We start from the raw sequence: 16,586 nt of genomic DNA, 5'->3' as shown, positions 1-16,586 counted from the left end.
AACATGAATAAAACACAAGTAGGAAACGCGATCCGGCGATTGGCAACCCGACTCACCCGGCACGGTCGACACAAGCGAATGCCGCTGTTCTGGACAGTGGCCGTCGTCGCCCTTACCTTTCCCTGGCTGCTGCCAGGTCTCGACGGCAATGATGGGGTGCCGGGGGCGGGAAACGCCACAGCCGACCGGTTGAACTGTCGTGTGGAGAGCATCTATGACGGTGATACGATGACCGTACGCTGTGCCGGACAAGAAGAGAAGGTGCGTCTCTACTGCATCGACACCCCAGAGATGGGGCAGCAACCCTGGGGGCGCCAGAGCCGCGACTATCTGCGCAGAATCACGCCCAGCCAGGTAGAGATCGTCACTCATGATCGCGACCGCTACGGGCGCCTTGTCGGCGAAGTGCTGTCAGAAGGACGTAGCTTGAACCTGGCAATGGTCGAAGCGGGGCAGGCTGCAGTCTACAATCGTTACTGCAGTGAAGACCGCTATTCGGCTGCAGAGCGGCAGGCTAAATCGACAGGGCTGGGGGTTTGGGCTGAGCCGGGTTTGCAGCAAAGGCCGTGGGAGTGGCGGCGTTGATTCACTCAAGGCCAACGTCCCCAAAAGTACTGTTGTTGCCCATCGAAATGGATCACCCCTCGCAGCAGCACATCGAACGAGGTCAGTCATGTCAAGCCACGAAGCTGAGATGAATCTTCCATGCGCTAGTCGTTATAGACCCGAGATTAATTGAAGCGACAAACTTTGGGTTCTGTAATATAACTAAGTGTAAATTAATGATTTTTTGTTAGCCGTATGAAGCCCTAACTTTTATGTCAGAACAGTATATTAGACTTCATTGTTGACCAATGCTCCTTATCCAAGCATAGTGAAAAATCACTAGTTAAATCAGCGTTATATCATGTGGGATGCTGATCGCATCATCGAAAAGGAGTATGGAAACTATGTCGTTCGAGCCTGTCATGAAACTCTTGTATGGCCCTCCGGGAACCGGAAAAACATGGAAAGCAGCCAGAGAAGCCGTGCGAGCGGTAGAGCCAAACAAGTATCATGCGGCTAAAGGTGATGATGAAAAAATTGCTGTGCTACATGACCAGTTAGTGAACTCCGGACGTATACTGTGGGTAACATTCCACCCCAGCTTCTCCTATGAAGATTTTATTGAAGGTTACCGGCCATTATTAAACAAATCAAATGATGTTGTATATGATATTGTCTCTGGGCCTTTTCTTAATCTTTGTAAGCTGTCTGAATATAAAAATGATCTAGAGGTGGGGGAAGTCATTGAGTCTAGTGGGAAAAAGTATGAAGTTCTTCAGGTAATAGAAGCTGGTTGGCTTATCTTGGTGAGGCCTGAACGTAGTGATTCGGTTGGAAATGAGCAAAGGAAGTTCGTTCTTAGAGACATGATAGAGACGGCGAAATCAAAAGGACTTAAACCCGACGTATTTTCATTACCAGGCAGTGGGATGAAGAATTTGCATGATTGTGGGATAGACCCTTCGGATCCAGATGTTCTTGCTCCGAACGTTTCCAATGGAGAAACTGACAAGCGGAGGGTGGGGTCAACTATCAGAAGAATCGTGGCTGAAAGGTTAGGTGTTTCGAGTTCGGATCTATCTAACGTCGGTCATTATCGTGCCGTTTATAGTCGTATATCTGAACTTGCTAATTACAGAAAATCTCAAAATGTAGCTATCGTTATTGATGAAATCAATCGAGCAGATTTGTCTCGGGTTTTTGGTGAGCTCCTTACACTTCTAGAAAAAGATAAAAGGAAAGGTGAAAAAAACGAAAGGAAGGTTTGGCTGCCATATTCGCAGGAACTTTTTTCGGTGCCGAGAGAGCTTTCTGTAATAGGGACAATGAATACAGCAGATAAGTCTCTAACTTCTATGGACTTTGCTATGCGTCGAAGATTCTCATTCGAACTAGTGGATGCGGATCCAAGCTTTTGTCCTGATGATTTCGGAGGGGTTGACGTTAGAGCTATTTTATCAACAATAAATTCCCGTTTAGATATCTTGATGGGTAAGGACTTTCGTATTGGCCATGCTCAGTTTATGGAAGAGAGCCTACTGGCTTGCATAATTGAAAACAACTGGGAAGGAAGTGCAGATAAAGAGTTAAAAGCTATAGCTTATGTCTGGCGTAAAAGTTTGATTCCTACAATTGAGGAATACTTTCGTCAAGACTGGAGGAAAGTACGAGCTGTTGCAGGTGTCTCGAGTCATGATGAAAATATAATATCGCTATTTAGGGAGAAACAGGCCGACGGACATTTGCTAAAAAACCTTCCAGAGGATTTTGAGCTTGAAGATGCCATATCTTACGAGTTTGAGAGCTGGTGGGACCCTGAGAATTCAATGTGGGATCCAATTGCCTTTGAGAGTTTTTTAAAGAATTTCATAAGGCTGTGAACATGGATATAGTTCATGTGTGTGAGAATGATAAGCTTGTCTTGCCAAAACGCTTTAGTACCTTAGAAACAAAAGAGAGGCTGATGCGGTTGTCGGAGAATTCACCCACTCCTATTTTTAGAAAAAAGGGGGGTGAGATTTATGCCTTAGAATCTGTAGGTGCTGTATCTATAGGTGGGATCAGGATATCCATACTCCCGAAAACTCAAACCGGTAATGCCTCCTTTTATTTTTTAGAAGACTTCTTGAGGTCGGTAGGATATTTGAAAAATACGCGCTCAAGAGCGGGTTATTCTGCTATATCAAAAGGTGACCCTCTTGAACTAGTGATCGATGATTTAGTCCGAAAAATTGAAGACGGCATCTCTCACAATTTGCCTCGCAGGTATGTAAGTAGAAATGAAAGATCTAGCGTAATAAAAGGGAGAATCAATTTTTCAGAAGCGGCTAGGAGCCTTCCAACTGAAAAGCTGCTTGTGCCGATTACTCATACACCGCTCACTAGAGATAACCCTCTTACAAAGTTGGTGAAGTGGACTGTGGTGAAGCTGCTAGCTCTTACTAGGTCTGCAAGGAATAGAGCTGCTCTTCTATCAATAGCCGATACACTTGATGATGTTAATGAAAGGTCACTTCGCACAAGCGATATTAAAAACCTTGTAATTGGTCGATACGAACGCGACTGGGAAGAAGTCGTTATATTTGCACGATTGTTGGCAGAGAACCACTCTCTCGATGCAACTCAAGCTGGTTTGAAAGGCGGCGTCACAATTACATTTGCAATGGCGCATTTGTTTGAAAAGCTTATGCGGTCAGTTTTGAAAAGGGTTTTGTTAGACAGTTCAGTCACTCCTACGCACCTCACGCCGGAAAAATATCACCTCGAGTCTGTCGATGAAAAAGCATTACGCCTCAGGCTTCGTCCAGATTACGTTTTTTTTAGAGATGATGAGCCTGTTTTTGTAGGTGACGCAAAGTGGAAAAAGCTGAGTAGGTATGGCCGCAACCTAGGGTTGAGCCCTTCAGATTTTTATCAAGTTAATGCGTACTTGAGCTCATATGGACTAAGCGAAGCTTTGCTTTTTTTTCCAAAGAGTGACTGGATGGAAAGTGGCTGGAGAGCTTCCTACAATGTCGTTGGTGAATCCAGAAGTATCCATATAGTCTCTGTTGATGTTGAGTCTATTGTTTCTAGAGATAAGAAAGTTAGAGATGCTGCTGAAGAAACTCTTAGGGTTGCCTTGCTCAATATTTTTGGCTTTTGATTTAATTAATTTTGTCATGGGGCGGCCCCATGAGTTTTTCAGGTTACAAATCTCTGGCTCTGCTGCAACCTCGTTACCCAAAGTGCAGCAGTTATTCTATGAATCCAGGGCCTAAAGCTCTTTGCGAGTGTTTCTAGGAAGAAGCGCCCTTCTCTCCCTAGTTTTTGACACTATGCTTTAGAGCTTAGGATGTTTTTTAGACATTTTCAGCAGCAGGCGGATGATGCTTTGTTACTGTGGGGTCTGCGGAAAATTGACCTGCGTTATATTGTAAAAGCTGAGCTACTCGCTCGGCGAGTTGAGCCCCTAACAAAGGTGGGACTGCGTTCCCCGTTACACGGAAACCATCCACAAGTCCTACAGAGCCAAATTTATAATCATCTGGAAAGCTCTGTATTCGCGCTGCTTCTCGAACAGATATTGTGCGTGGTCTGGTAGGGTGCACGTATGCATAAGTGTCTTTGGCCATATGGCTGACAACCGTTTTGGATGGCCGAGCAGGATCCATTCGTGCAAGCCAATCACCATGCTGACCTTCTTTCTTTCTTAGGTATGTATCTGTAATCAAGTGGTGCTTTTCTTCACCCGGCAATGGCGTTATCCCTTCTAATAACAGTCGTAGTGTCAAAGATCCATCTACAGCTTGACGAAGCTCTTCAAGGCTATTGATATCAATATCCAATTCTTTAAGGAAATCTGTGTTGTGTTCACACAGCTTGTAGATTTTGTTCACAAGCTTTTGTAGCCCCTGCATTGTAGGAGAGTCGTCACACCTATAGTCCATCCACCTTTTGCCTGGGCCAAGCATTTCGAAGAAACCACGATCATCTACTCTGGCCGGTCTTGCAATATGTCCGTCGACCAAAGTATCTTCTGGTTTAGATACCCACTCATTGTATTTGGCAAACGGAGTGTCACCGACTACCCGGTGCTTTTCTCTCAAAGGGACTGTCCCTGTTCCATGGCCTATGTCTTCCTTTACCGTTAGAGGTTCAGGCAACCCTTCCAAAGCTGCTTCCAAAGGTACGCTTTCATATTTTGGTAGCGCGAGGCACCATTTAGCAGGGTTTAAGTTTACATATGTGGTGTTGGTATCTTTGCGAACCCCCGCCATGAAAAAACGCTCTCGCGCTTGAGGTACCAAGTGCCGTGAAGCATTTATTATCTGGCTACTAACCGAATAAGCAATTCCGCGAGATGAAACGTTCTCTATGGCTTCGGCTAGGATATCAGCAGCATCAAACTGTTTTCCTCCTAGTTTCACGGAGCTTTTGAAGTGCCTGACATTTTCGAAAAGAAACACGCTCGGGGCTAAGGCACCAACAAACATTACATATTGGTGCATAAGCTGATTTCGGCTATCTCCGGAAGCGTCATCTTCATGAACATGGACACTTTGCTCGCGCAAACTGCGGAGCTTTCCTCTTCCTATTCGGCTAAATCCTTGACAGGGTGGGCCACCAAGCACAACCGATACTTGTCGTCCCCGGTTGTAAACTTCTTTGACCTTAAACTTTACGTCGTCTCGGTCAAAGAAGTTTATACGCAAAGTGTCGCGTAATGCTTTCCATTCAATCCACGCTTCCCGAACTTTTAACATAGGGCTCGACTTCAAGAACTGAATAAAGTTTTCAATGCGACGAGCTGATGATGAGAGCTGGCCACTTCCCGAGCCAGAAGCCCTCTCTTCGAGCCGTTCAACTTCCTTTAGCCATTGACGCAACATCAGTTTTTGACGCGCCACATAAAGATCATTATCAGGGCAAGTGTGGTATTCACTAGGTGCTTTACCGTCATCATGCCAAAGGATCGTTCCAATTCGAGGAAGCCCTTTTCCTGAAACGGGGAGCCGTAAGGCCTGGTGAAAACCTATGACAGAAGTTTGGCCAAGCACATTACCTTTTAACAAAGAATATGTGTTTTGATACTCGTCGCTATTTCGTATTTCAATTAAGCGTTCAATGAACTCTTCGTCAAGGCTCTTTATTTTTCCCCGTAACCTGCCAATGCCACCTTGGTCAAGTTCTTTTAGCTCTTCGCCTAGAGATGGATCGTGGCCTGTTCTATAAAGGTGGTCTAAATAAAATGCAAGAACTTCTGATTCGGATAGAAATTCAGTCAAGTCGATTTTTCTTGCTATATTTAACTCTGCCTCGTGTTCTAATGGATGGTTATCATTGAAGACGCGTGTCATGGGTTCTTCAATATCCATTGCCAAGACAGTATTGAAGATATTTCCCTCGTGAAGCCTGTCGAAACCTAGCGACATTCCTCCACAACCACAGAAGAGATCGACAACTCGGTGCTGTGTGTCCTGCTTAAGAAGCTCAGGCACGATTCTTTCCGGTCCATATGTCTCTTCATTCCTCCGCTCAAGTTCTTCTGAGGGGAAGGCATCAATTTGTTTTTTGACGCTCTGCTTCTCGGTTGAGACTTCTCCAGCAAGCCAAAGCCTGTACTTTGCAAGTGAGTCGCTTCTTACATATTCTCCACTCAAGTGGCGAGTAAGTGATGCTGGTGTAATGCCAATCTCAGCCGAAGCTTCTTGAAGGCTAAGATTATTACCTTCAATTCTTTGAATAACGGCTTTAATGATGGATGCGCGCATATTTGACTTTGCCTATCAATAAGCTTTTATCAGCTTCTGATGTTTGAGTGGGCGGCTTATAGTGCTAGATTTTATTGCCTAAAAATTGCTTTGCATTTTATCATTTCCTTCTGGTTTTTACTATCATTTGCTTTGTCGTTTGGATGTGTGAGTTAGAGCTATATATGAATTCGGCTTTGGCATTTTAAGTGATCTATAAAGCTTGCCGGTGTCCGTGAGTTTTCTTACATTCTTGATCAGTCTCTCGAGGCGCTCCGGATACGGTTTCCCGTATTTGTAAGAGGCCAACGATGATATTGACTTCTACAGTGCATTGATGGTGTTTACATGGTATAGGTGGATCTTATCGCGGATCTAGCTGATAGCTTCGACCAGGCGGCCCGACAGTGAAGTCAATCAAATGAAACTGCTTGCCATCAATAAAAACCTGCAACCGTTTATGTAGAGTGAGGACTATAAGCATGCCTGATGTTGTTGATCCTTCAACTCGCTCGCGCATGATGCGCGCGATAAAGGATCGTAACACTCACCCCGAAATTGCCCTTCGTAAGTACCTTCACGCCCACGGGTTTCGGTTTAGGCTTCACCGCAAGAATCTTCCGGGGTCGCCTGATCTTGTCCTGCCGCGCCATCACCTAGTCATCTTCGTGCACGGTTGCTTCTGGCACCGGCACGTGGGCTGCTTTTACGCTGCTACCCCCGGCAGCAGAGTGTCGTTCTGGCAGAATAAGTTTGAAGCCAATGTCCGACGTGACCGTATAGCATGCGAGAAATTGAAGCAGCTGGGTTGGCGCGTCCTCCTAGTCTGGGAATGTGGTTTCAAGCATTGCAGTGAGCGATTGTCAGATATCCCTGTCCTGATTCACGCTGTCAACCAGTATCAGGAGTGGCCACCTTGGCCGCCGAGACCTCGCTCTGCCTAGCCATAGGTGCCACCATATCGGTTCCCCACCAAGAGCTACATCCTTCGCATTGAGTATAATACCAGGTTACCGTCGCCGTTTCATGATTGCTAGGGCTGATAGGACAAAGTTCTGCTTGCACTTCGGCAGCAGGCGAGTGTGTTTACTAGCATGCGGTTATTATATCCAAGAGGAAGGGGCAGGTGTGTATGACCGCTTCGCTCCCTGCGCCGAGCCCATCCACGACCACATGCCTCTTGTCATCGCCGATGCCTGCCGCCAGCCTTTGCTCGACTAAACCCTGCAGACCGAGGGCTAACGCCAGCGCAGCCGACGGCTAATTGCCACAGTCGACAATTTCAACCGCGAACTGGGAGGGGACGCCTTGCGCCTCGGCCTTCCGCACAAGAGCAATGCCCGGGCTCTGAGCTGTGAGCGCCTGGATAAACGAACGGTGGGAAAAGTTGGTGAGGTTCACGGGTGATCCGGATCGAGATGTGCCGTGAAAATGCTGAGAAGCGTAGCGGCTTCCGCTGGGATATCATCTCTGGGCAAAACCCAAACGGATCGAACCGAGACCATGACCCTGAACCAGATCATCTCCGGCGGCCAGACCGGCGTCGACCGCGGCGCCCTCGACGCCGCGCTCTCGGCGGGCTTCCCCTGCGGCGGCTGGTGTTCGCCGGGCCGCGAGGCGGGAGACGGCGTGATCCCCGATCGCTACCCGCTGACCAAGATGCCCCACGGCGGCTACCGCCAGCGCATGATCCAGAACATTCTCGACAGCGACGGCACGCTGGTTCTCTACTTCGGAGAGCTGGAAGGTGGCACCGAGGCGACTCTGATCCAGTGCATCAAGAAGCGCCGCCCTTACCGGCTGGTCGACGCTTCCGAGATCGCCGCGAATCGTGCAGCCGAGATCGCCGCTCGCTTCATCGAGCGGCATGGTATCGAGACGCTCAATGTGGCGGGCCCGAGTGAGCCCAAGGCGCCCAGAGGGCACGACTTTGCGCAAGCGGTCATCGGCAAGCTGCTGGGCCTGATGGACTGGCACCCATCACTGGATTGAATTACAGTGATATACGCAAGACAAACCCATCCACTCGCTGAGAAGCGACAGGAGATACATCATGACCAACGGCTACACCACCTTCGAACACGCACAGCCACCCGTCGGTGTTCCCATCGTCTGCCTTTTCCGGTCTGCGAATATGTCGGAACCATGTCTGCATCATCGAGCCAACGCCATGAGCAAGGCGATCCGTCGCTCTGACGGAGAGATTCACTACCATGCCGACACCAACCCTGGAATGGGCAGAATCCGAGGCCGGTTGATGGTCTGGAAACGCTGCTGGTGGTGATCAGAAAGCAGGAGGATTCCCATGACTGATCTCGATGGCGGACGCGGCAACGACGCCAAGCCCAAGCAGTAGGGTGGCCACCGATGCCGCAATCCTTCAGCCAGCCGCCAGACTGGAGCTGCAAGCCTGGCGGCTGGGACACCACCGGTACCCGCGAGGTCTTCCCCAGCGCCTCGCGTCTCGGCATTCCCGATCTACTGCCGCAGACCTTCACCGAGCTACCCCCGTCGTTCAGACTGCTGCCTTATCGAAGCAAGCGAAGCCTGGCCAGCCGCGACCTCTGCCACTTCTACCTTGACGACTACCGCTTCGAAACGACCTGGAACCGCCCCAACGCTGCCGTGAATCACCTGCGCCGCTACTGGGCCGCGCTGACGCCGGACTTCAGCCTCTACCCCCAATGGCCCGCCGTGGTGAATCAGTGGAACACCTACCGGAGTCGCTGGTTGGGCCGCTGGTGGCAGAGCCAGGGAATACGTGTGATCCCCACCGTGAACTGGGCCGATACAGCCAGCCATTCCTACTGCTTTGACGGCATCCCACCCTACCAGATCGTCAGCATCGGCGTACCGGATACCCGCCGCTCGCATGTGGTGGAACGCTATCGCGCCGGTGTCGACGCCATGTGCGAGCGTCTGCGCCCAAGGCTGGTGATTGTCTACGGTCACTCGCCGGTGGAGATCGACGCACCGACGCTGGAGATCGAGCCTGATTGGCACCGACTGCGCGGCGTGAGCCACCGGCCGCAGGCGGGAGAGAAGCGAAGCTGCTCAAGAAGCGCCCAAATGAATCAGGCGCTGCACTATCGGCAGTCTTCGTGAGACAGATCATTGAATGCTTGTGAAGCATATTGCGATCATGATAAAGAATAATTAGATTGGGTGTGCTGAACTCTCAGCTACACACAAGATGGGGATTGACAATGGACGATCATGATTACGTGAATTTTTCGCAAGACCATGAAATGAACTACATCCTGCGCAAGTTCGAACGACGTCAGACGGAGGGCAACCGCGAAGAGCTCAGAACCATGGGCAGCGAGTTGAAGCGGATCCTCAAGAAGGAAAGGCTGATGCATGTTGAATTTCACCCCTACGTGGAAAACAACCTTTTCCGCTTGGAGCAATGAACGGCTCGTTAGGATGACGCCCGATGCTGGCCCTGATGCCTTCATGTAACGCTGTTCTGCTAATGCCGGCCCGGTATGCAAGTAATAGCGCTAGTTCAGTGCTGTATCCGGGTTGAGCGGCGCTCCCAGCCGTGGGTGGGTATAAATTGCCTGCCGCTCATTGACATAACGACCGCCAATAGCGACTATCGTCAGTGGGGGATCAGGCAATCCCATCAGACCCGCCGTCGGTAAAGCATTCGCATGCCATTCTTTGAATTTTCGTCATCACTCCTAAGGCACTCTTGGGGCTTCGCGGGTCGGCTGCATATTTGGTGCCGAAAAAAGGACTGACGAAAATGTACCATTCCCTCCCGATCGATACTTACATCTCCGTTCTCAAGCGCATTGCCAAAAAACAGCAAAGGCTTTCTCCGGCTGATAAGCAAACCGCCTGTCTTGCGCGTATCGCTAAGTTCTCCGGTTTCCAAAGCTGGCCATCTCTCAAAGATCATCTAGATCATCCTTACCCAGGACAACTGGTGTGGGACGATGACCTGGAGAAAGTAACCGGCGGCATGAAACAGGCTGTTCCCGAAGTATTCGAGCATTATGTTCGGCTAGTTGCCTGGGAAATACTTCGCCACCGCTTCTTCCAGAAATCCTCAATAGAAGACCTTGCTGCCGCTGACCTAGAGCCAATTGATGTCTATGTTGAGGTGCTTAGCGACTTTGAGGGCACGATGCCTAAAGAGGAGCTCACCAGACTGATCCCAGACCTTGAACGGGATGGCGTCTGGGGCATGGAGTATGAAGATATCATGATTGACGAGTTCTCCATGTCCGACTGGTAGCGCGACAGGTTGTTGCCTTGGGCACCCCCGCCAGCTCGTTCCTCGCTAGCGGTCGGGCTGCTACGGGCTTCGGCCCTTCGGGCTGGCTGACGCCACCCTACGCATCCCTGGTGCTCTTGCGCTCCGCGCGCTGACGGCTCCGCCTGCAGGGGCCGGCTCGTTCCTCGCCCGCCCCTGAACCCCGCGCTCCGGCGCAAGCTCGTTCCTCGCACGCGCCTTCGTTTAACCCCAGACCCACATCGGTGGGCGCAAGCGCCCGCTTGTTTATTCCCCGTCTGCACCGGCGAACCCCAAAACCCGCTTCGCCAGCGAGGCATCCGGGGGCGGTTCGCATACCCCCGCTCTCCGCCCCCCGGTGGGGGCAGCGTGGGCGCTCCGCTCCGGCAAGCACAACATCGGAACCCCACGCCAACCCCCGCGCGGGGCCCCCACGATGTTGTGCTTGCCTACGCTCCCGCGCGGTGCATATGCAATGCAAAGTGCTGTTTTAATTGGAAAAAATGGCAATTTTATGCTATATTTATATACAGTATTAAGGCGCGTTGGGGGTGGGTTATGGCGTTCGCTAGCGGCGGTATCAATTACGGGGCAGGGGTTGTACAGCAGCATTGTCGTGGCGGCTGGGTCTGGGCTCAGCGCATGGCGCGCAAAGGCAACAACCCGGCCCCGGCTTGCGTATGTATTCCGGTCGGCTCTCGGGCTCAAGCAGTCGCAGCCTGGTGGGTGCTGCATCGTCAGGGTTGGCAATGTTGGCCACGGCCCGGCAAGCGTACTCAGGCACCGGCTGAAATCAAGCTTGTGGTACCGGCGGGCTGGTCGCTCGCTCAGGTGCGTGGGGCTCTGGCATGGCTGGCCGGGTAGCCATCGTGGGCGGGCGGCACATCACGCCCGCCGTCAACGTGCAGGTGCAGTCAGTGGTCACCTCATTGGTGGCGCACGGTTATACCCTGGTGGCTGGCTGTGCCACCGGCGCGGATCGCGCTGCCGTGGCAGCGGCGCTAACGGGTAGTGTGCCGTTGTCCTCTCTCCATGTATTTGCCGCCTTCGGCACGGATGGTCAGGGCGCGTGTGGTGTGTCGGCGGTATCTGACGTTCAGGCGTTTGCAGCGCAAGGGGGCGCCGTCACCTGGTGGGCAGGGGGCGGCCCAAGTGTGCCGCTACGCGCGCGGCTGGCGGCGCGTGCCGCTCAAGTCGTCTCCCAGGCTTCCTCGGGTGTCGTGGCTTTCCAGCCAGGGAAGGGCAGCTGGCGCGCCTGCCGGTTGGCAGCAGGTCGTGAGTTGCGCGTTGTTGCGTTTACCAACGTGCATGAACCCCTGGGCATGGGTGAATGGGTTCCTTGCGCTGTAAGCGGCACATGGGCCAGTGCCAGGCGTTGGGTGCCTGACTCACTGTTCTAACGCTGTAAGCCATATCGCCTCTTTTGTAGGCTATTTCTTACAAATCAAAGGGGGTATTTCCTACAAAAAATATATGTCTTTTAGACATTCAAGCTCTTGAAATATGTCACTTTTAGGCTAATATGTTTATATGACATTAAATATGTCATCGCGTTTTTTACCGGCAGGTTCGGTCGCGTTAAAGGGAAAAGCCGGGTACTTAGCAACAATAGAAGGAAAACTGCTATGTCTACGTTCGTCCACCCCGGTGGGCTTTCAAACTACGAATCCAGTGTTGTCAGTCAAGCTCGCCGCGTTGTTGCCGGGCAGTCCGCTGAACCGCCCAGCCTCGAACAACTGCGGGTGCTGCTGAAGTGGCTCGACGCACACGCCATGTGCCCTTCTGGGGCTGTGCTGCATTAGAGGAGATAGTGCTCATGTTATTGAAACATCAGGAAGTGTTGACCGACATCCTGTTGCTCACGGTCTTTGGCTCCGAGCGGACGGGCAAGCGGATCTGCCACGACGTTACCGCCTGGGGTAATGGATCCTTCTGGAGCCAGGTGCGCGTGATCGAAGATGGCTGGCGCACCGATTCCGCAACAGATCCCGATACCGCCGTCGTTGTAGAAGCGAACGGAGAGCAGTCGCCGTTATTTTCAACCGGGGAGGTCGCCACGTTGAGCGGCCAGCGCGAGGCGCTCGTCGATTGGATCGCCGCCAACAGACAAGGGGATGTTGCATGAATGCCAAGGTACAGACATGAAATGGCCCGCTTCCAGTGGGGGCTGGAGCGGGCCGACAACATGATCCGAAGCGAGGACCAATACCATGAAGAATATGCACTCAACGCCTGAATGGCAAGCCCAGATGGACTGGCGTGATGAAGGGGTCTTTCTACCCAGTCAGCTTGAGGGCAATGCCGCGCAGCGCTATTGCCAGGAAGCTCGACGCATCGAGCGCGAGTGGCGAGCAACACAGTATGGAGGGCAGCCCCATGTCGTCTGAGATTATCGAGCAGCGAGCTACCGAAAGGGCAGCACATGAAGAGGCTCAGCCCAACGCGCTAACAACCTCGGCGTCACCGCTCGACCTGCCCGCCGAGGTGTTCCGCGCCGGGTTAGATCGACGGAAAGAAAACCGGGCCGCGCTGATGGAGTGGGTGCGCTCAGCGCTGGTGGAAGGCGTGGACTTCGGGCGTATTCACGTCGTCAGCCGGAACAAGTGCCCGCATGGGGCTCGGTGCCAAAACCCCGCGCACTTCAGCAAGCCGTCGCTGTTCAAGCCCGGTGCCGAGAAGATCTGCGGCATGCTGGGGGTAACCATCCACTACCCCACGCTTTCCGATTATGAAGCCGCCGCGCTGCAGGGCGTTGGTCTGGCTCACGTCATCATGCGCTGCGAAATCCGCGATGCTACCGGCAACGTCGTCGCCGACGGGGTGGGCGCGCGCTCGCTGCGTCAGGACAGCGGCGACTTGAACAAGTCGCTCAAGATGGCCGAGAAGTCGGCCCACATCGACGCCACGCTGCGCATGGCGGGGCTCTCGGAGGTATTTACACAAGACATGGAGGATATGGTTCATGGGCAAAACCTGGAAGAAACGACCGGAAACGCGCGCCCGAGTGCGCCGCAAGCTCGAACTCCAGCGCCGCGTGCAGCAACGCAAGCGCAAGGCCGGATCAGCGACGCGCAGCGCCAGCGGCTCGAAGCCCGTATATCGGGACTGAACCTCGATCCGGATCGGGTCAGGCGCTGGCTTGCCAAGGCAAGTCGAGGGCGCGTTCAGTCGTTCAGCGAGCTGACGCCGACGCTCTATCGTCGTCTCGATGACCGTCTCGACCAGTGGGCCTCTCAATGATTGCCCTGTCGCCCAATCTTACAGTGCCAGCCGCGCTGCGGCTGGCGCACCGGCTGGACTGCGTGATTGTGGTTCGCGCCGGGGTTCCGTATCTCTCGCACCAGGAGCTGCAGCAATGAGCGCACAACCGACACATGATCTCGCCATCAAGACGGGCGAATACGCCGACCGCCAGACCGGCCAGCAGAAGGGCCGCTGGCTGCGTATCGGTACCCTGTTTCGCCATGACGATGGCGGCACTTCCATCAAGCTCGACGCCTTGCCGGTCGGCCTGACCGGCTGGGAAGGGTGGGTCAATGTCTTTCCACGCGACCAGCGTCAGGCGCAAGGCCATGCAGAACCCGGTCGGCGTGGCAACGGCAGTCACTACGCTGACGCCCGCGACGGACGCGCCGCGCCACCGCCCTATGCCGACTTCGATGACGAAATCCCTTTTGATTGAGCCCCGTGCGCTCGCCTCACGGCGGGCGGGGCCGCAGGAGACACCGACATGAGCAACCTCTACCAACTTACCAACGAGTTCCAGCAACTGGCCGCGATGGATGCCGATGACGATGCCGCATTCGCGGAAGCATTGGCCGAGACCCTGCAGGCCACCGGCAGTCAGCTGGAAGACAAGATCGAAGCCACCGTCATGGTGGCGCGCCAGCTGGATGCTGACGCTGCCGCCTGCAAGGACGAAGCCCGGCGACTGAGTGAGCGAGCCGCCCGGCTCGAGCGCAACGCCAAGGCGTGCCGGGAGCGCGTTCAGTGGGCGATGCAGGCCACCGGGCGCGACAGAGTCAAACGTCCGCTGTTCACCCTGTCCATCCAGCGCAACCCGCCGTCCGTGGCGATCTCCGACGAAACGGCCGTGCCTGACGAGTTCAAGCGGGAGGTCACCACCATCAAGGTTGACCGTGCCGCACTGAAAACGGCCCTCAAGGAGCGCGCCATACCTGGTGCCGAGCTGGTCGCCAGCACACGGCTGGCCATTCGTTAACTGGAAAGCGGCGCGGGCAACGTCCCGCGCCGGGAGGATCGACATGATGCAACGTCTCGACGATATCGTCAGTCAGGCCCGAAAGGGCGCCGATGAAACCACCCTGGACACGCTGATCAGACCGCTCAGCACCGGAGAGCGGTGCTACGTCGCACTGGCAGCCGACCGTGCCGACTGGCTGCCCGACACCTACGACGCCCTGGCCGCCTGGCACCGACTCGACGACGATTGGCAGCTCGACGTGTGCCGCTGGCGAGGATGGCCGGAAGAATGGGTGTCGGACAGCATTGGCGACAATGAGTTGAACCTGGCCCGGCTATCCATGGCGCTTGATGCCGCCGGCGTGCCCGCCAGTCAGTTGGGAGGGATCGACGCTATTGCCGAGCGGTTGCAGCATCTCATTGAGCAACGTGACGAGCTGGCGGTTCTGCTGGAGGAGGCGTGTTCCGGCAAGGCGGTGCACCATGGCTGACGCACTGCTCTGGAGTCTTGAAGAAACCGCACGCCAGCTGGGTGGCGTTTCGACGCGAACAGTTCGCCGACTGATCGAGCAAGGCGACCTGCCCGCCGTGCGGGTTGGCCGCCGAATCACAGTTCCAGCCGACGTCGCCCGTCACTGGGTGGCACGAAGTATGGCGCCAGCGCATAATGACGAAAGCGCGGGGCCGGATGTGCAAGGAGACAGCACATGCCGAAGCGCAAGACTAACCGTCGTCAAGACGGCATCTATGAACGCACGGACTCCCCGTACTACTGGGCGTCCTACATCGAGGCAAGCGGCAAGCGCGTTAGGCGCTCGACTGGCATCGCCAAATCCGTCGAAGGCAGGCGGGAAGCCGAAGCGCTGCTGAGCAAATGGCGCCTTGAAGCGCACATGGAAAGGCAGTGGGACGAACAGCCGTCAAGAACGTTCGACGAGTTGATGCTGGCGTACCTGGAGGAGCTGGAAGGGATGACGCGCAACACTGAGCGCCATATCTGGAGCCTGAAGAACCTGTATCCCAGGTTCACGGGCCGGGATCTGAACCAGCTTACGCCGGGGGACATCCGCCAGTACATAGTGGATCGCCGCAAGGCTGGGGCCAGCAACGGCACCATCAACCGAGAAATTGGGCTGGTGTCGGCTGCCCTTAACCATGCCCGCAAGGAATGGGATTGGGCTGTCCCCAACCCCTGCGAAAAACGGCGGCTCAGAGAGCCGGAAGGGCGTGTGAGGTGGATCACCCGTCGAGAGGCCGGCGTACTGCTGGAGGCCGCCCGAGATCCCGAGCGGCCAGGGTATCTGGCCGACTTCATCGCGCTGGCGCTCAATACGGGCTGTCGCCGCGGCGAGCTTCTTGGTCTGGAGTGGTCACGGGTGGATCTTCAGGCGAGATTGATCCACCTGGAAGCCGAGCATACCAAGGCCCGGCGTCGGCGCAGCGTGCCGCTGAATGAAGCCGCTCGGCAGGCGATCCTTTCCCGGCTCAGGTTCCGCATGCGGTACTGCGCCGACACCCCTTGGGTGTTCTGTAATCAGAAGGGCAGGCGGATCGCGGACATCAAGAAGACCTGGGCAACGGTGTGCCGAAAGGCGGGGCTCGACGACTTTCGGGTTCATGATATGCGGCACACCTGCGCCGCTTGGCTGGTGACCTCGGGCGTGCCGCTGGCCGAAGTGCGGGATCTACTCGGCCACAGCACCATCGCCATGACGGAGCGTTACGCACACCTGGCACCCGAGAACGTGCGTTCAGCGGTTGCCAGACTGGATGAAAAACAGGAGCTGGAAACAAAACGCCCCCGGCATGGCCGAGGGCGTTAAGTCACGATTTGGTCACGTGAGACTCAGGCGTGTAAGAGA

General features: G+C 54.2%; 19 protein-coding genes and 1 pseudogene. 19 read left to right on the top strand and 1 reads right to left on the bottom strand.

Going from position 1 to position 16,586, the window contains the following annotated elements; translation table 11 throughout:
• Positions 1–3: 3 nt before the first annotated feature.
• The 3 genes from GA0071314_RS17145 to GA0071314_RS17135 all read left to right on the top strand — a co-directional run bounded on the left by GA0071314_RS17145 (position 4) and on the right by GA0071314_RS17135 (position 3,691).
• A complete protein-coding gene (locus tag GA0071314_RS17145; RefSeq protein WP_082934289.1) occupies positions 4–585 on the top strand; it encodes a thermonuclease family protein in 582 nt (193 codons plus the stop codon).
• 365 nt (positions 586–950) lie between these two features.
• Positions 951–2,426, top strand: coding sequence for an AAA family ATPase (locus GA0071314_RS19690; protein ID WP_197668819.1), 1,476 nt, complete (start codon positions 951–953; stop codon positions 2,424–2,426).
• 2 nt (positions 2,427–2,428) lie between these two features.
• Entirely contained in the window at positions 2,429–3,691 is a 1,263-nt protein-coding gene (locus tag GA0071314_RS17135; RefSeq protein ID WP_074397755.1) for an McrC family protein, read from the top strand.
• Positions 3,692–3,887: 196 nt separating this feature from the next.
• Here the strand turns inward: GA0071314_RS17135 and dcm are convergent, their stop codons facing one another.
• A complete protein-coding gene (gene dcm, locus GA0071314_RS17130) occupies positions 3,888–6,299 on the bottom strand; it encodes a DNA (cytosine-5-)-methyltransferase (protein ID WP_082934287.1) in 2,412 nt (803 codons plus the stop codon).
• 461 nt (positions 6,300–6,760) lie between these two features.
• Here dcm and GA0071314_RS17125 point away from each other — a divergent pair, with 461 nt between their 5' ends.
• The 16 genes and pseudogenes from GA0071314_RS17125 to GA0071314_RS17055 all read left to right on the top strand — a co-directional run bounded on the left by GA0071314_RS17125 (position 6,761) and on the right by GA0071314_RS17055 (position 16,547).
• Entirely contained in the window at positions 6,761–7,222 is a 462-nt protein-coding gene (locus GA0071314_RS17125; RefSeq protein WP_074397754.1) for a very short patch repair endonuclease, read from the top strand.
• A gap of 559 nt (positions 7,223–7,781) precedes the next feature.
• Positions 7,782–8,270 carry a putative molybdenum carrier protein gene (locus tag GA0071314_RS17120; protein WP_074397753.1) on the top strand — a complete coding sequence of 163 codons (489 nt, stop codon included), beginning with the start codon at positions 7,782–7,784 and terminating at the stop codon, positions 8,268–8,270.
• Between the two features lie 375 nt (positions 8,271–8,645).
• The gene (locus GA0071314_RS17110; protein ID WP_074397751.1) at positions 8,646–9,383 is read left to right on the top strand and encodes a DUF4417 domain-containing protein; all 738 of its coding nucleotides are present in this window, start codon (positions 8,646–8,648) and stop codon (positions 9,381–9,383) included.
• A gap of 101 nt (positions 9,384–9,484) precedes the next feature.
• Positions 9,485–9,691 (top strand): hypothetical protein, encoded by a 207-nt coding sequence (locus GA0071314_RS17105; RefSeq protein ID WP_197668818.1) that lies wholly within the window; start codon positions 9,485–9,487, stop codon positions 9,689–9,691.
• 338 nt (positions 9,692–10,029) lie between these two features.
• The gene (locus GA0071314_RS17100) at positions 10,030–10,524 is read left to right on the top strand and encodes a hypothetical protein (RefSeq protein WP_074397750.1); all 495 of its coding nucleotides are present in this window, start codon (positions 10,030–10,032) and stop codon (positions 10,522–10,524) included.
• A 555-nt stretch (positions 10,525–11,079) separates the two neighbouring features.
• Positions 11,080–11,385 (top strand): hypothetical protein, encoded by a 306-nt coding sequence (locus GA0071314_RS17095; protein WP_074397749.1) that lies wholly within the window; start codon positions 11,080–11,082, stop codon positions 11,383–11,385.
• Positions 11,370–11,921, top strand: a complete 552-nt coding sequence (locus GA0071314_RS17090; protein ID WP_074397748.1) for a hypothetical protein — start codon at positions 11,370–11,372, stop codon at positions 11,919–11,921. Before GA0071314_RS17095 ends, GA0071314_RS17090 begins: the two co-directional genes overlap by 16 nt.
• Before the next feature lie 225 nt (positions 11,922–12,146).
• The gene (locus GA0071314_RS19585) at positions 12,147–12,323 is read left to right on the top strand and encodes a hypothetical protein (protein WP_156524132.1); all 177 of its coding nucleotides are present in this window, start codon (positions 12,147–12,149) and stop codon (positions 12,321–12,323) included.
• Positions 12,324–12,337: 14 nt separating this feature from the next.
• Positions 12,338–12,646, top strand: a complete 309-nt coding sequence (locus GA0071314_RS17085; RefSeq protein WP_074397747.1) for a hypothetical protein — start codon at positions 12,338–12,340, stop codon at positions 12,644–12,646.
• Between the two features lie 85 nt (positions 12,647–12,731).
• Positions 12,732–12,908, top strand: coding sequence for a hypothetical protein (locus GA0071314_RS19580; RefSeq protein ID WP_156524131.1), 177 nt, complete (start codon positions 12,732–12,734; stop codon positions 12,906–12,908).
• Positions 12,898–13,761: a hypothetical protein gene (locus GA0071314_RS17080; RefSeq protein WP_074397746.1), complete on the top strand. Its 864-nt coding sequence runs from the start codon at positions 12,898–12,900 to the stop codon at positions 13,759–13,761. The genes GA0071314_RS19580 and GA0071314_RS17080 overlap by 11 nt, the downstream gene beginning before the upstream one ends.
• Positions 13,762–13,876: 115 nt before the next feature.
• The gene (locus tag GA0071314_RS17075) at positions 13,877–14,203 is read left to right on the top strand and encodes a hypothetical protein (protein WP_074397745.1); all 327 of its coding nucleotides are present in this window, start codon (positions 13,877–13,879) and stop codon (positions 14,201–14,203) included.
• Between the two features lie 48 nt (positions 14,204–14,251).
• The gene (locus GA0071314_RS17070) at positions 14,252–14,743 is read left to right on the top strand and encodes a siphovirus Gp157 family protein (RefSeq protein WP_074397744.1); all 492 of its coding nucleotides are present in this window, start codon (positions 14,252–14,254) and stop codon (positions 14,741–14,743) included.
• A 43-nt stretch (positions 14,744–14,786) separates the two neighbouring features.
• The gene (locus GA0071314_RS19575; protein WP_074397743.1) at positions 14,787–15,215 is read left to right on the top strand and encodes a hypothetical protein; all 429 of its coding nucleotides are present in this window, start codon (positions 14,787–14,789) and stop codon (positions 15,213–15,215) included.
• Positions 15,208–15,336: pseudogene (locus tag GA0071314_RS20010) on the top strand (helix-turn-helix domain-containing protein); the annotation flags it as partial. The gene GA0071314_RS19575 and the pseudogene GA0071314_RS20010, both read left to right, overlap by 8 nt.
• A 95-nt stretch (positions 15,337–15,431) precedes the next feature.
• On the top strand, positions 15,432–16,547 hold the full coding sequence (locus tag GA0071314_RS17055; RefSeq protein WP_074397741.1) for a tyrosine-type recombinase/integrase: 1,116 nt from the start codon (positions 15,432–15,434) through the stop codon (positions 16,545–16,547).
• Positions 16,548–16,586 lie beyond the last annotated feature (39 nt).

Origin of the sequence: Halomonas sp. HL-93 (assembly GCF_900086985.1) — a bacterium.
In the GTDB taxonomy this organism is placed as follows: Bacteria; Pseudomonadota; Gammaproteobacteria; order Pseudomonadales; family Halomonadaceae; genus Vreelandella.
The sequence above is the reverse complement of the archived record's forward strand: the minus strand, read 5'-3'. Positions and strand labels throughout refer to the sequence as shown.